The following is a 15,566-nucleotide window of genomic DNA, read 5'->3' as shown; positions in this document are numbered from 1 at the left end:
TCCATCATGCGGACTAGCATGCCGTCCGATCGCCCGCCGACCGGCTCGCCATTCGAGATCCTGCGCGTCTTCCTGCGTCTGGGCTGCACCGCCTTTGGCGGCCCGGTCGCGCATCTCGGCTATTTCCGGACGGAATTCGTCGAGCGCCGAAAATGGCTGACGGAACAGGCCTATGCCGACCTGGTCGCCCTGTCGCAATTCCTGCCGGGACCGGCATCGAGCCAGACGGGCTTCGGGATCGGCCTCATACGGGGCGGCCTGGCCGGCGGCATCGCGGCGTGGATCGGCTTCACCCTGCCCTCGGCGGCCCTGCTGGTCGCCTTCGCATACGGCGCGGGCGGCATCGCGGCGACGGGTGCGGGGGCCGGCATGCTCCATGGCCTCAAGCTCGTGGCAGTGGCAATCGTCGCGCAGGCCGTTCTGGGCATGGCCCGAAGCCTGTGCCCGGACCGCCCGCGCGCCACGATCGCCACGGCTACATTGGTGACGATGCTGCTCGCGCCAGGCTCCCTCTTCCAGATCGGCACCATCATCGCCGGCGGCATGGCCGGCTGGTTCCTGTGCCGGGGGCCCGATACACTGCCGGCCGACACGCTGCTCCTGCCACTGTCACGGCGCGCGGGCATGGGCTGCATGGCGGTTTTCCTGGGGCTTCTGGCCTTCGCATTCATCCCCATGCTTCCCGGCCCCGTCGCCCTGTTCGATGCCTTCTACCGATCGGGCGCCCTGGTGTTCGGCGGCGGCCACGTCGTGCTGCCGCTGCTGCGCGATGCGGTCGTCACGCCCGGATGGGTGTCGGACAACGCATTCCTGGCAGGGTACGGCGCCGCACAGGCCGTCCCCGGCCCCCTCTTCACCTTCGCGGCCTATCTCGGCACGATCGCGGGCATAGCGCCGGGCGGCTTGGCCGGCGCGGCCATCGCAACAGGCGCCATCTTCCTGCCCGGCATTCTCTGCCTGCTGGGCGCCCTGCCCTTCTGGCACGATCTGCGCGGCAGGCCGGGGGCTCAGGCCGCCATGCGCGGCACCAACGCCGCCGTCGTCGGGCTGCTGGGTGCGGCGCTCTACAACCCGGTCTGGACCAGCGCCGTGCATGGGGCGGCAGATTGCGCGGTTGTCGTCACGGCCTTCGTCCTCCTCCTGGTCTGGCGCGCACCGCCACTTCTCGTCGTGCTGCTTTCGGCCCTGACCGGCGCGGTCATGCATCCTCCCGCCTGAGGCGACGCTACGCCGCTCCGGTCCCTCATCACGCCTTCGCGGCATCGAACCGTTCCCAGAACATTCCGAAACCGGTAATATGTCGTGGCGCCCAAGCCATCACGATATAGCGCGCGGCTCGCCAGCCCCGGCCAAACGGAACAGAACGGAGAGACGTATCGATGGACCGGAATGCCAGCCGCACCAGGAGAAGCGTCCTGATCGGGGCCGCCTGTGCCGGCAATTTCCTCGAATTCTACAATTTCATGGCCTACGCGTTCTTCGCGCCCATGATCGGCCATGCATTCTTTCCCAGTGGCAGCAACAATCTGATGAACCTGCTCTACGCGCTGATGACATTCGCCGTCGGGTTCATCATGCGGCCACTGGGCGCCGTCGTGATCGGGCGCTTTGCCAGCACCCACGGGCAGCATGCGGCCCTGATGCTGACATTCGGCATGATGGGATTCGGCTCGTTCCTGGTCGCCGCCACACCGCCGGCGGCATCCATCGGCATCGCGGCGCCTGTCATCATCGTTTTCGCCCGGATGCTCCAGGGTTTTTCCGATGGTGGCGAGGTCGGGCCGGCGACCGAACTGCTCTATTCTGCCGCACCCGGCGGCCTCGGCGGCGTCTTCGGCACGCTCCAGTACATGACACAGTTGCTCGGCAGCCTGCTCGCCGTCCTGCTGGGCCTCATCCTATCCCTCAGCATGTCGCACGATGCCCTCTTTTCCTGGGGCTGGCGGGTGCCCTTCCTCTTCGGCCTCGTCATCGTTCCAGCGGGCCTGTTCCTCCGCCGCCTTGCCGCCGGCCACACCATTGCACCCCACCCCGCAATGGCGCCCTCGCCCGATGAACGACTCGCGGTCCGCAAGGTCATTCTGTTCGTATTCCTCGCCCTCGTCAGCGGAACCGTCTCCACCTATCTCCGCACTTTTGGCCTCAGCTACGCGGTGTCGGTACTGCATCTTTCGCCGGCAACGGGAATGGCCGCCATGACGGCCGGCCTGACCTTCGGCGCGCTGAGCGTTCTTGCCAGCATGTTTTTCGTCGCCCGCCATCCGAACCCGGCCGGCACGGTGATCGGCGTCACCCTTCTGATGGGCGCTCTGTCACCAATCGTCTATTATTATGCCATCCACGATCCCGGCCTCGGCAGCCAGTTGGCGCTGAACATTTCCATGTTCGCGCTTTCAGGATTCGTGATGACCAGCATGTGGAAGGTCCTGCTGGATTCCCTCCCGCCGCACAGCCGCTCCTTTCTGTTCGGCGTCATCTACGCGACTGCCGTGTCCGTATTCGGCGGCCTGACGCAGCCCGTCGTCACCTGTCTGATCGCCATTACCGGCAATCCGCTGATCCCCGGCTGGATGATGGCGGCAACGGCCATTCTGGGGCTTTTCAGCTATCTTCGCCTACGCGCCCTGCAATTTCAGAAGACAGCCTTCAATCCGCCTGCGATCGGCATCCGGGAAAGCCGAGCCCCCTCATAAAAATCCCTACGATATCGCAATCCTCATCGATCAACGCATCGCCAGCATTCCAGCGCGGCCCGCAGCGCGGCAATTGGAGCCTGCCACGCACACGCGGGCACCTCAGGACCATCCTGCCTGAACTGCTCCAGCGACGGATACCAGCGGCTGGTCCCGTTCCCCCAGCGCGGCGCCTCCGCCCGGTCGAACACGGCGGACCAGCGCCAGTCGCCGCCGAAACGGTTCAGCAGCCAGACTGGCCGCCCCATCGCCCCGGCCAGATGGGCCATCGCGGTATCGACCGTGATTACCAGATCCAGCCCGGCAACGACCCGCGCGGTGTCCAGCCAGTCGCCCGTGGCAGCGGGTTCCATAGCGAAGGGCGGATCACCCGCCGCCGCCCCATGCTGCAGACTGATGAAGCACACCCCCCCGACATCGCCCAGCGACGCGAGCATCTGCGGCGGGATCGACCGCCTGCGATCGAACCGAAACGCCGGATTGCCTGCCCAGCACAGCCCGACCCGTGGCGCCCCCACCCGAGCACCTTCGGGCACGGGCGGCAGCAGATAGGGCACAAAGGGCGGCACCTCCGCCATCCCCAGCAGATGCGGCAGGCTGAGCAACCCGCAGCGCGCGACCACATCGTCCGGCACAGGTGCCTCATCCGACAGCACCATACAGCGCGACGCAATCAGCCCCTCCGGGTCGGGCATCGTCCGCGCCAACCGATGCAGCGCCGGCGGCAGATCCAGCACCACCCCCACCCGCCGCAGACAATAGGGGAGATAGCGCAGGAACTGGATCGCATCGCCCAGCCCCTGTTCGGCATGCAGCAGCAGGCGCCCATGAGGCAGCGCCGACCCATCCCACGGCGCGAGCGCCGGCCAGCGCATCTCGGGCAACAGGCGCTCCCTGGCTTCCAGATGGCGCCACCCCTCCGCCATCGCGCCCCGCGCCAGCAGCAGCGTGCCCAGATTGAATTCCGCCCGCGCGCCCTCCGCGCCCCGTGCCGCCACCGGGTCGGCCAGCACACCGCGCAGCAGACGCTCGGCGGCCGCATCCTCGCCCATGTCGGTCAGGATGGTCGCGTCATTGACGACGATCCGCGCATCATCAGGCGCACATCGCCGCGCCGCTGCCAGCGCCACACCCGCCCTGGGCAGATGGCCCAGCGCCATCAGCACCAGCCCCAGATTGTTCAGCGTCTCCGGCACATCCGGCGCCAGCCTGTCGGCCTGCTCCAGCGCCGCCAGCGCCTCTTCATGCCGGTTCAGCGCAAACAGAACGGCCCCATGATTGGCCCAGGCCGCCCCCTGGTCCGGGCACCGATCCCGCACCAGCCGGTACAGGATCTCCGCCTCCGCATGCCGGCCCCGCTCCGACAGCAGCACGGCCAGGCCATGCAGCCGCCCGGCATCCTGCGCGACAAACCGCCTCGCCGACGCCTCCAGCCGGGGCCCAATCCCCACGCCATCCCCCATGATGGCGGCACGCGCCCAGTCCAGCAGCAGCGCGGTGTCGGCAGGCCGCAGCCCCAGCGCGGCACGCAGGCTCGCTTCGGCCTCCCCCCACCGCCCCATCTCCCCCAGCACGGCCGCCAACGCCGCATGGGCACGCGCATCACGCGGCTCGCGCAGGGTCGCGACATGCAGGGCCGCGCGCGCCGGCTCCAGATGTCCCTGCTCGTGCAGCGCGCAGCCCAGCGTGATATGAAAATGCGCGGCAGGCAGGATCGCGATCGCCCGCCCCGCCAGCCCGATCGCCAGGTCCGGCCGGCCGGACGCACGGGCAACGCAGGCCATGCCATGCAGGATATCGGGGTCGTCCGGCGCCTCGGCCAACGCCGCGCGCAGCACCGACGTGGCGCCATCACGGTCACCATCCGCCAGCAGCCTCATCGCTCCGGCCACCCTGTCCCGTCGTCCATCCATTCCATTCGTCCCGGTTGCATCCGTCACCCGCCATCGCCCACAGTGCGGCAGCCCGTCCCATTCGCAAGAAGAGAGACCATGCCACAAAGCGCTTACCAGGATCTGACCAGCCATTTCGCCCGCATCGGGCGCATCCGCAACGCGCTGGGCATCCTGGGGTGGGACAAGGATGTCATGATGCCCTCCGGCGCCGCCGACAGCCGCGCTGACAGCATCGCCACCCTCAGCGTCCTGTGCCACGACATGCTGACCGACCCGCGCGTCGGCGAACTGCTGGAGCGGGCGGAAGCCCCCGCCGGCACATGGGAGGCCGCGAACCTGCATGAAATGCGGCGCGCCTGGCTGCATGCCGCCTCGGTGCCCGCCGAACTGGTCGAAGCCTCCTCCCGCGCCGCATCGCGGTGCGAGGTCGCATGGCGCACGGCCCGGCGCGACGGCGATTTCGCCGCCCTGCTGCCGCTGCTGTCCGACGTGCTGGAGCGCACGCGCGAACTGGCCATCGTCAAGGGCGCGGCGCTGGGCCTCTCGCCCTATGACGCCTTGCTGGACCAGTACGATCCCGGCACCCGCCGCACCGATATCGACCCCGTCTTTGCAGAATTGCGCAGCGACCTCCCCGGCCTGATCGCCGAGGCCCAGGCCCACCAGGCCACCCTGCCGCCAGTCGTGACGCCTGCCGGCCCCTTCCCCGTCGCGCAACAGGAGGCCCTGGGCCGGCGGATCATGACCGCGCTGGGCTTCGACATGTCTCGCGGCCGGCTGGATGTCAGCATCCATCCCTTCTGCGGCGGGGCCGAGGACGATGTGCGCATCACCACCCGCTATGACGACGCCGATTTCCTCTCCGCCCTGATGGGCGTGGTGCACGAGACCGGGCACGCACTCTACGAACAGGGCCTGCCGGCGGAATGGCACACCCTCCCCGTCGGCCAGTCCCGGGGCATGAGCCTGCATGAAAGCCAGTCGCTGCTGATGGAAATGCAGATCGCGCGCTCCCGCCCCTTCATCGACTGGATCGCCCCCCTGCTGCGCGAGACGTTCGGAGCGGCCGAGACCGATGCCGGCTGGTCGGCCGACGCGCTGTATCGCACGGTCACGCAGGTCAAACCCGGCTTCATCCGCGTCGACGCCGACGAAATCACCTACCCCGCCCATGTGCTGGTCCGCTACGAACTGGAAACCGCGCTGATCGACGGCTCACTGGCGCTGCGCGACCTGCCGGAGGCCTTCAATGCCGGCATCCGCGACCTGCTGGGGCTGGAGGTGCCGAACGACCGGCTGGGCTGCCTGCAGGATATCCACTGGCCCTCGGGCGCCTGGGGCTATTTCCCCACCTACACGCTGGGCGCGATCCTGGCCGCCCAACTGCGCCAGGCGGCGTTCGACGCCGACCCCGCCATCGCGCAGGGCATCGCACGCGGCGATTTCACCCCGCTGGTCGCCTGGCTGCGCCTCCATGTGCACGGACAGGCCAGCCGCCTGTCCACCGCCGGCATCGTAGCGGCTGCCACCGGCGCACCGCCTTCGACCACCGCCTATCGCGCCCATCTGCGCGAACGCTATTGCGGCGCACCGTAACGCCAACCGAACGGGGGATGGCCGCCATACCGCCCGGCCGGTTGCCTTCGGCGGCCGATCGTGGCGACATGGCGCCGATGTTCCGCACCCTCTCCCTCCCATTCCGCGTGATGCCGGCCGCGCTGGCCGTGTCGATCCTGTCCGCCGCCATGCCGGCCCTGGCCGCGAAGCCCGCGCCGCCGCTCGACCCGTCCGCGCCGCTGGTCTCGGTCGCCGAATCGACGACACAGGTCTGGACCGCATTGGTGGTGCTGCCCGACGGCCGCATGATCCTGGACATACCGGCCTGGACCGGCACACCCGGCCCGACCCTCGCCCTGCGCGACGCCGACGGCACGACGCACCCCTATCCCGACGCGGAATGGAACGACTCCGCCACCGCGCCCGAAAAGCGCCTGGTTTCGGCCGAAAGCCTGCAACTGACCGATGACGGCACGCTGTGGGTGCTGGATAGCGGCTTCGACAATGCGGACCACGCCGTCACCACCCCAAAGCTCGTGCGGATCGACACCCAGACCGGCACCGTAACCCGGACCTTGACGATCGACCCGACAGTCCTGCGCCCCGGCAGCCACGTCGCGGGCGTCCGGGTCGGCAAGGGCCACGCCTTCATCCTCGATTCCGGCGTGCCCGGCCTGATCGTGATCGATCTGGAGCACGGCACCCAGCGGCGTCTGCTGGACCATCACCCGTCACTGACCGCCCAGCACCCGATCACGGTGGACGGGCGCGTGATGCAGGATACGACCGGCCATACCGCGATCGTCCATGCGACCGAGATCGAAATCAGCCCCGACGGCCAATGGCTGTACTATCAGCCCCCCTGCGGCCCGCTCTACCGGCTCGGCACCGACCTGCTGACCGACACCACCATCACCAGCTTCGAACTCGATGACAGCCCGACGCTCTGGTACAAGACACCACCGCTGGGCGGCATGACGGTCGCCCGCGACGGCACACTGTATTTCGACGATGTGTCGACCGGCAGCATCTTCCGCTTCACCGCCGGGCGCATCTATCAGCGCATCGTCGTCGACCCGCGCCTCCGCTGGCCGGCCACACCCACCATCACCGCAACCGGGCAGCTTTATATCCCCACCGCGCAACTCGACCGCACGCCGCGCTTCAATCACGGGCAGATGGCGGTGCAATGGCCGCTGACGATCTACCGCATCGACACCGCCGCCCTTCCGGCACCCGTACGCTGACGCACCCCCTTCGCGTGGCGCCCGCTTGGCGGTATGAAGGGGCATGCGCTACGTTTCGACCCGGGGACAGGCCCCCGTCCGCGATTTCTCCTCGGTTCTCATGGCCGGTCTCGCCGAGGATGGCGGCCTCTATCTGCCGGAAAGCTGGCCGGTCCTGACCGCCGATGAGTGGCGGGCCCTGCGCGGCCTGCCCTATCCCGACTTGGCGGCACGGATCATCGCGCCCTTCACCGCCGGCTGCATCGCGCCCGACGTGCTGCTGCGCCTGTGCCGTGAATCCTATGCCGGGTTCGACCACGCCGCCATCGTGCCGCTGGTCCAGGTCGAGGACGGGCTATTCGTCCAGGAACTGTTCCACGGCCCGACGCTCGCCTTCAAGGACATGGCGATGCAGCTCCTGGGCCGCCTGTTCGACCATGTGCTGACCGAACGCGACGCACACGTCACCATCGTGGGCGCCACCTCGGGCGATACCGGATCGGCCGCGATCGAGGCCGTCCGTGGGCGCGAACGCGTGCGGATCGTCATCCTCCACCCCGAGGGACGGACATCGGACGTCCAGCGCCGGCAGATGACGACGGTGCTGGAACCCAACGTGACCAACCTGGCGGTCCAGGGCACGTTCGACGACTGCCAGGATCTGGTGAAGGCCATGTTCGCCGATGCCCCCTTCCGGCAGGAAATGGGACTCTCGGCGGTCAATTCGATCAACTGGGCGCGCATCGCGGCCCAGATCCCCTATTACGTCTACGCCGCCCTTTCCCTCGGCGCGCCCGACCGCGAAGTGTCGTTCGCCGTGCCGACCGGCAATTTCGGCAATATCCTCGCCGCCTGGGCCGCGCGCCGCATGGGCCTGCCGGTCCGCGCGCTCTGCGTGGGCTCGAATCGCAACGACATCCTGACCCGCTTCCTGCGCGACAACGACATGAGCGCGCGTGAAGTGGTGCCCAGCCTGTCGCCGTCGATGGACATCCAGGTCTCGTCGAATTTCGAGCGCCTGCTGTTCGAACTGCTGAACCGCGACGCCGAAGCCTGCGCGCGGATCGTCACCGACTTCCGCCGCACGGGCCGCATGAGCGTCCCCGATCCGGTCTGGCGCCAGGCATCGGGCCTGTTCCACGCCCTGGCCCTTGAAGACGAGGACACGAAGACCGAAATCCGCTCTCTCTACCAGGCCAGCCAGTATCTGGCGGACCCGCACAGCGCGATCGGCATCGCGGCCGGGCGGATGTTCCGCGAGCCCGGCATCCCGATGGTGGCGATGGCAACCGCCCATCCGGCCAAATTCCCCGACGCGATGGCGCAGGCGGTCGGCATCCGGCCCGCCCTTCCGCCACATCTTGCGGATCTGTTCGACCGGCCGGAGCGTTACGACGTTGTGCCCAACCAACTGGACGCGGTGGAAGACCGTGTCCGCGCGGCGGTGCTGAAGAACAGCTGACGCCTATACCTTCCCTTTCTTCGGACGCCCGGCCCCGCCGGCCGGACCGTCACGCAGGACCCTGATGACCGACCAGATCAACGTTACCCGCCTCCCCTCCGGCCTGACCGTGGTCACCGAGCGCATGGACCGGGTCGAAACCGTCTCGTTCGGCGCCTATGTCGCCGCCGGCACCTGCCACGAGCACGCCGAGGAAAACGGCGTCTCGCATTTCCTCGAACATATGGCCTTCAAGGGCACCGAACGCCGCAGCGCCGCCGGCATCGCCGAGGAAATCGAGAATGTGGGCGGCCATATCAACGCCTACACCGCGCGCGAGCACACCGCCTATTACGTCAAGCTGCTGAAGGAAGACCTGGCCCTGGGCGCCGACATCATCGGCGACATCCTCACCCACAGCAGCTTCGCCCCCGATGAAGTCGAACGCGAGCGCGGCGTGATCCTGCAGGAAATCGGGCAGGCCAACGACACGCCGGACGACATCATCTTCGATCATTTCCAGGAAACCGCCTTCCCCGAGCAGCCGATGGGCCGCCCCACGCTGGGCACCGAGGCGCTGATCCGCGACATGAGCCGCGAGACCCTGATGCGCTACATGCGCGGCCATTACACGACGGCGAATACCGTGGTCGCGGCGGCCGGCAACCTGCGTCATGAAGATGTGGTGGCCCTGGCCGAACGCCATTTCCGCGACCTGCCGACACTGGGCAGCCCCGCCAGCTTCGACTCCCGCTACGTGGGCGGCGAATTCCGGCGCGAGAAGGATCTCGACCAGGCCCATGTCGTGCTGGGCTTCCCCTCGGTCGGCTATGGCGATCCGGATTATTATCCGGTCCTGCTGCTCTCCACCCTGCTGGGCGGCGGTATGTCGTCGCGCCTGTTCCAGGAAATCCGCGAGAAGCGCGGGCTGGTCTATTCGGTCTATTCCTTCAACGCCCCGTTCCGCGACGGCGGCCTGTTCGGCATCTATGCCGGCACCGGCGCCGACCAGGCCAGCGAACTGGTGCCCGTCACGCTGGAGGAACTGCGCAAGGTGCAGCTCCAGGTCGAGCAGGACGAACTGGACCGCGCCCGGGCACAGCTCAAATCCTCGCTCCTGATGTCGCTGGAAAGCACCGGCAGCCGGTGCGAGCAGCTGGCCCGCCAGCTCCAGGTCTTCGGCCGCCTGGTGCCCACGGCCGAGACCGTGAGCCTGGTCAACAAGGTGACGATCGACGACGTCAAGCGCGTCGCCGCCCGCCTGTTCCGCGGCACGCCCACGCTGGCATCGCTGGGGCCGGTGCACAACATCCCCACCCTGGGCTCGATCGCCGAGGCACTGGCGGCATGAGCACCGACCCGCTCGACCTGATCGGCACCCTGATCGGCAAGGCCCGCGCCGCCGGCGCCGACGCGGTGGATGCGGCCTATTCGGCGCGCACGGCGCATGGCGTGCAGATCCGCAACGGCAAGACCGAGGATCTGGAACGGTCGGAGACCTGCGACCTCAGCCTTCGCGTCTTCCTCGGCCGGCAATCGGCGTCCGTCTCAGCCACCAACCTCGATCCTGCCCGCTTCGACGCACTGGTCGAACAGGCCCTGGCCATGGCGCGCGTCCTGCCCGAGGACCCCTATGCCGGCCTGTCGCCCCAGGCCGAACAGGGCTTCGTCGATGCCGCCGGCCTGGACCTGCTGGACACGGCACAGCCCGACACGGCGGCGCTGATGGACCGCGCCCGCGCGGCCGAGGATGCGGCACTGGCGGTAGCGGGCGTGACCAACAGCAGCGGCGGCTCGGCCAGTTTCGGCCTGGCGGATATCGTGCTGATGACCTCGGCCGGCTTTTCCGGCCGCTACGCCCGCAGCAGCCATTCCGTCTCCGTCAGCGTGCTGGCCGGCCACGGCACCGGCATGCAGCGGGATTACGATTACGATGCCACCGTGCATCTCTCCGACCTGGCCGATGCCGGCACGATCGGACGCAGCGCCGGCGAAAAGGCGGTAGCCCGCCTGAATCCCACCCGCCCGCGCACGGGCAGCATGCATGTGGTCTTCGATCCGCGCGTGTCGTCCAGCCTGCTGGGCCACCTGGCCGGGGCCGTCAACGGCAGCGCCATCGCACGCGGCACCTCGTTCCTCAAGGAGAAGATGGGTCAGCGAATCCTGCCCGAAGGCGTCGATATCCTGGACGACCCGACGCGGGTACGCGGCCTGTCGGCCCGCCCGTTCGACGGCGAGGGCGTGCGTTGCAGCGAACTGGCCATCGTGCAGGACGGCATGCTGATCAACTGGGCGCTGGATTCCCGCAGCGCCCGGCAATTGGGCCTGCCCGGCAACGGCCGGGCCAGCCGTGGCGGCAGCCCGTCGCTGGGCAGCCTGTATGCCCGCCCCGGCGCCCCGACCCCGGCGGCGCTGATGGCCGACATCCAGGACGGGATCTACGTCACCGAACTGATGGGCTCGGCCATCAACGGCCTGACCGGCGATTACAGCCGGGGGGCCGCCGGCTTCATGATCCGGGGCGGCACACTGGCGGAACCGGTCGCGGAACTGACCATCGCCGGGAACCTGAACGACATGTTCGCCCGCATGGTCCTGGCGGACGACCTGGTATTCCGCCACGGCATCAACGCCCCGACCATCCGCATCGACGACATGATGATCGCCGGGTCTTGAACATCGCCCCGCACGACAGGATATGGACAGAGCAATGACCAACCGACACCAGCCCGTCCAAAAGACCCGCCGTTTCACCATCCTGCTGCTGGGCACCGCCCTCGCCGTATCGCCCCTGCTGCCGCCCGGCGCCGACGCCCGCCCCGGCAGCGGCTATTCGATGGGCAGCCGGGGGTCGCGCACCTACAGCGCACCTGCTCCCACCCAGACCGCCCCGTACGGCGCATCGCCGATGCAGCGCTCGATCACGCAGCCCTCATCCGGCGGTTCCGTCAACGGCCCGTCTTCCTATCCGCGTTCACCCTACGGCGCACCGTACAGCGCGCCCTATGCCGCGCGGCCGCATCCGTTCGCCAGCGGCTTCCTGGGCGGCATGCTGGGCGCCGGCCTGTTCGGGGTGCTGTTCGGCCACGGCATCGCCGGCGGGCTGACCGGTGGCGGCAGCTTCTTCGGCCTGCTGATCCAGCTCCTGCTGCTGGGCCTGCTGATCGGCTGGCTGGTGCGCCGGTTCAGCGGCGGGGCCCGGCAGGGCACCCCCATCGCGGCTTCCCCCGTCTACGGCCAGGGCGGCCCCTCGGCAGCGGCAGCCCAGGTGACGATCACCCCGGACGATTACCGTGCCTTCCAGCGCCTGCTGCTCGATATCCAGGCGGCATGGAGCCAGCAGAACCTGCCGGCCCTCCAGCACATGGCAACGCCGGAAATGGTGGGCTATTTCAACGCCCAGCTTTCCGACCTGGCCAGCCGTGGCGCGCGCAACGTCGTGTCGGACGTGCGCTTCGAACATGGCGACCTGTCCGAGGCATGGAGCGAAAACGGGTTCGACTACGCGACGGTCGCCATGCGCTATTCGATGGTGGACATCACCACCGACATGACCGGCCGCGTCATCGACGGCAGCTCGACCGAACGGGTCACCATTACCGAACTCTGGACCTTCATGCGCCCGTCACGCGGGGGCGCCTGGCTGCTCTCCGCAATCCAGCAGACGCGCTGACAGGCTTTCCCAGGCGGGGGCAGCCCCGCCTGGTTTCGGAAGGAACGTCCCGCGCATGATGGCTCCCCGCCCGAAATATGAAATACGCGTGGCCTACCTCGCCAATTTTTTCTTCTCCTGGAACGGCCTCTTTTACATATCCGCCATTACATCGGTCTTTGTCGTTCTGTCGCTTCTTGCCGGCGGCGCCTTCCATGCCAATAGCTACGTCATGTCCTTCCTCGGCGGCCTGCCCTCCGTCGCGATGAACATCCCCGTCAGCATAAGATGCGGATATAATCTGGATATATTGACACGGCAGACCATCATTCGGTCTTTCAGGACGCGCGATTTCATCTCCATGCCAACGGCAGACTCCTCCATTCTCCTGCGCAGGCCGAAGAACAGACTCCGCGACTGGGACGAACGCTTTCTACAAATCCGCGATGATACGCACGAAACGACCCTCTCGTGCCAGATGCGCGACCTGTTCACGATCCGCAGATTTCTCGAAACATCGTCGAAATGTCAGGCAGAACAGGATCAGAACCGGCCTCCATGATCTCGCGCCAGCCCCTTTCGGCCCTCTCCGTCGCGTTGCCGGAGCTCACGATACGTTCTTGACGCGCCCGTTTTTTTGACGAAACGTTACACAGCCCGTTGCATAAAGCACGAGGAGGTGGGCGCGGACGATGACCGACTCCTTCGACGACGTGGCAGCCCTGATCCGTGAAGCGGAAGCCGAACGAGATCGTTTCCTCGATCGTTTTGCCCATCTCTGCGAACAGGCCCTGCCCCGCCAGACGGCCGTGTCGCGCAGTAAACGCGGGCTTTTCCGCAAAACCGAAACCATCGACGGGCTGGACATCCGCCTGGCCACATATCTGTTCCGCCTGACCCGCGCCGGCGGGGATATCGAGGCCACTATCGTCCACGAGGTCCGCGGCGTAGCCCTCAGCCGCCGAACCGTGCCCCTGCGTGAATGGATCACCACCCTCATGGCGCAGATCCGCGCGCTGGGTGGCGCCGTCTCCGGCGAAGGCGACGCCCTGGCCCACGCCACACGCTGGTCCGGATGACATTGCGGCGCCTCCTCGGCTTCCTGGGCGCCGGCACATCCGCGCGCACCGCCGGGCCGGCTCCGGCGAACGCCGTCCCCTTCACCCCTCCCCCCTCCGGCGCGCAGCCAGCCGGCAATGCCTTCGCTCAACTTGATGGCCGGCCACCGCCGATCGTGCGGCTGGGTTCGGTCCGCCAAGGCCTCGCCGGAGGCGCAACGCGCGCGCTGGGCAGCGTCCATGCCGAGGCATGGTGGAAGACCGGCTTTTCCCTCGGCCAGTCGCATTGGGCGACGGTGCATGAGCAGGGCTGGCGCATGGCCATGTTCCGCCTGCGCGCCGCCGCCTTGTCACGCGGGGCCAACGCCGTGCTGAACCTGCGTTATCGGCTGGCGGGCGGTGGCGACACGCTGGGCTTCCTGCTGCATGGCGACGCGGTGACGGTTCCGGGCCTCGACGCCGGTCCGGCGCTGCCCTGCGTACCGTGGAACGCCACCATTTTCGCCCTGGCCATGCGCGCGGGCGTCGTGCCGATCGGCTGTTCGGTCGGCGCAATCGAAACGGTGGATGTCCCGTTCCACTATGACGCGGCACTGGCTCCCTGGGGCGGCGGCGAGACCCCGCTCCTGGGTCAATGGAAACGCCAGGCGCGCGACGCGGCGCTGGCCCGCCTGACCGACGATCCGTTGCGCGCCTTCTGGACGGGCGCGCTGGCCCATGACGAAATCGTCTCTATTTCGGTGGAAACAAACAACGGAGTCATCACGTCCTGCCGCCTGCGCGCCGCAATCACCCAATTAGGCTACCGACGGCTGCCCGGCACATTCCCGCTCGCCCCCACCTTTCTGGCCGCGCTCGACGACCACGCGGCGCGGATCGCAGGGCACCGCCCGCTCTTCGCCGGGATCGAAAACGGGGTGGAAGTCGCGGAAGAGGACGCCGACCTCGCCGAGAAGACCGAATTGCTCGACACGGCCGTGGACCTGGCGGGCGAAGAACGTCTGGCCGGCGCATCTGCGATCATCGGCGCGGCCATCGAAACCGGGGCCGCCGAGGCAACCGGCGCCGTCGGCGACCTGCTCGGCAATTTCGGCGACCTGTTCAGCTAGGGAAGAAAGACGACAGCGCATGGGCATTTTCGATGGTATGCCGGGCTTTCCCCCGGCCGACGGTCCCGGCCACCCCGCCGCCAGCCCGCCCGGCTGGAACCAGACACCCGCCACTCCAAGTGCCGCGCCCTCCGGCGACGGCCCCTCCGCGACCGCGCCCACCGGCTTCATGGCAGGCCATGCCCGGCAGAGCGGGGTCGTCACCTCCGATTTCAGCGTCCGTGAACTGCTGGTGGTCGAACATGCGGGCTTCCGCGCGCTCGGCCTGTGCATGGGCAACAGCATCTGGAAGGTCCAGGCGAATTTCCAGCTCAACAACAGCGCCTACGAACTGACGGATATCACCGGCGCCATGTATGGCGCACGCGAAAAGGCGGTCGAGATCATGCGGGCCGAGGCCGAGGCGCTGGGCGCGGACGGAATCGTCGGCACGCGCCTGGAAATCGCGCAGCTTGCCGATTCCGGCATGCTGGAATTCCGCGCCTTCGGCAGCGCCATCGTCCATCAGGACGGGCATCCCGGCTACCGCCGCCCCGACGGGCGCCCCTTCACGTCCGACCTGTCCGGCCAGGATTTCGCCCTGGCGCTCAAGGCCGGCCGCCGGCCGCTGGATCTGGTCATCGGCTGCTGCGTCCAGCATATTCCCCGGCGCAGCCTGCTGACCACGCTGCGCCAGACCGGCCAGTGCGTGGAACTGGACCTGTTCACCCAGGCCTATTACACGGCCCGCGAGGCCGCGATGGAGCGCATGACCGCCCACGCCGCCGCCAGCGGCGCCAACGAGATCATCGGCACCCGCCTGCAGGAAGAATCCCATGTCTGGGGCGACCATATCGTCGAATTCCTGGCGGTCGGAACCGCCATGCTCGACACCGGCCAGCCCGACCCCGATTTCGACCTCGCTCCCACCCTGACCCTGTCGCTGGATATCTGAA

At 68.1% G+C, this 15,566-nt stretch carries 13 protein-coding genes; 12 read left to right on the top strand and 1 reads right to left on the bottom strand.

Annotated features, from left to right (window positions below; genetic code table 11):
- The first annotated feature begins 18 nt into the window (after positions 1–18).
- Positions 19–1,218 (top strand): chromate efflux transporter, encoded by a 1,200-nt coding sequence (chrA, locus tag HLH35_RS11600; protein WP_220790647.1) that lies wholly within the window; start codon positions 19–21, stop codon positions 1,216–1,218.
- Positions 1,219–1,379: 161 nt separating this feature from the next.
- Complete coding sequence (locus HLH35_RS11595) at positions 1,380–2,693, top strand: MFS transporter (RefSeq protein WP_182979286.1); 1,314 nt, start codon at positions 1,380–1,382, stop codon at positions 2,691–2,693.
- Positions 2,694–2,716: 23 nt separating this feature from the next.
- Here HLH35_RS11595 and HLH35_RS11590 read toward each other — a convergent pair whose 3' ends face one another.
- Positions 2,717–4,606 carry a tetratricopeptide repeat protein gene (locus HLH35_RS11590; RefSeq protein WP_182979285.1) on the bottom strand — a complete coding sequence of 630 codons (1,890 nt, stop codon included), beginning with the start codon at positions 4,604–4,606 and terminating at the stop codon, positions 2,717–2,719.
- 78 nt (positions 4,607–4,684) lie between these two features.
- On the opposite strand from HLH35_RS11590, the gene HLH35_RS11585 reads away from it, so the two are divergent.
- From HLH35_RS11585 to HLH35_RS11540, 10 genes are all read left to right on the top strand, one after another.
- Positions 4,685–6,184 carry a carboxypeptidase M32 gene (locus HLH35_RS11585; RefSeq protein ID WP_182979284.1) on the top strand — a complete coding sequence of 500 codons (1,500 nt, stop codon included), beginning with the start codon at positions 4,685–4,687 and terminating at the stop codon, positions 6,182–6,184.
- Positions 6,185–6,201: 17 nt separating this feature from the next.
- Complete coding sequence (locus tag HLH35_RS11580; protein WP_182979283.1) at positions 6,202–7,392, top strand: L-dopachrome tautomerase-related protein; 1,191 nt, start codon at positions 6,202–6,204, stop codon at positions 7,390–7,392.
- Positions 7,393–7,435: 43 nt separating this feature from the next.
- Positions 7,436–8,833, top strand: coding sequence for a threonine synthase (gene thrC / locus HLH35_RS11575; RefSeq protein ID WP_182979282.1), 1,398 nt, complete (start codon positions 7,436–7,438; stop codon positions 8,831–8,833).
- Between the two features lie 64 nt (positions 8,834–8,897).
- Complete coding sequence (locus tag HLH35_RS11570) at positions 8,898–10,163, top strand: M16 family metallopeptidase (protein WP_182979281.1); 1,266 nt, start codon at positions 8,898–8,900, stop codon at positions 10,161–10,163.
- Entirely contained in the window at positions 10,160–11,488 is a 1,329-nt protein-coding gene (locus HLH35_RS11565; RefSeq protein WP_182979280.1) for a TldD/PmbA family protein, read from the top strand. The genes HLH35_RS11570 and HLH35_RS11565 overlap by 4 nt, the downstream gene beginning before the upstream one ends.
- A gap of 34 nt (positions 11,489–11,522) precedes the next feature.
- Positions 11,523–12,485, top strand: a complete 963-nt coding sequence (locus tag HLH35_RS11560; protein ID WP_246385039.1) for a Tim44 domain-containing protein — start codon at positions 11,523–11,525, stop codon at positions 12,483–12,485.
- A 55-nt stretch (positions 12,486–12,540) separates the two neighbouring features.
- Positions 12,541–13,026 (top strand): hypothetical protein, encoded by a 486-nt coding sequence (locus tag HLH35_RS11555; protein ID WP_182979278.1) that lies wholly within the window; start codon positions 12,541–12,543, stop codon positions 13,024–13,026.
- Positions 13,027–13,156: 130 nt separating this feature from the next.
- Complete coding sequence (locus tag HLH35_RS11550) at positions 13,157–13,543, top strand: hypothetical protein (protein WP_182979277.1); 387 nt, start codon at positions 13,157–13,159, stop codon at positions 13,541–13,543.
- Between the two features lie 2 nt (positions 13,544–13,545).
- Positions 13,546–14,631, top strand: a complete 1,086-nt coding sequence (locus HLH35_RS11545) for a hypothetical protein (protein ID WP_182979276.1) — start codon at positions 13,546–13,548, stop codon at positions 14,629–14,631.
- Between the two features lie 19 nt (positions 14,632–14,650).
- Positions 14,651–15,565: a heavy metal-binding domain-containing protein gene (locus HLH35_RS11540; protein ID WP_220790646.1), complete on the top strand. Its 915-nt coding sequence runs from the start codon at positions 14,651–14,653 to the stop codon at positions 15,563–15,565.
- Position 15,566 lies beyond the last annotated feature (1 nt).

The organism is Gluconacetobacter asukensis (genome assembly GCF_014174375.1).
Lineage (GTDB): Bacteria > Pseudomonadota > Alphaproteobacteria > Acetobacterales > Acetobacteraceae > Gluconacetobacter > Gluconacetobacter asukensis.
The sequence above is the reverse complement of the archived record's forward strand: the minus strand, read 5'-3'. Positions and strand labels throughout refer to the sequence as shown.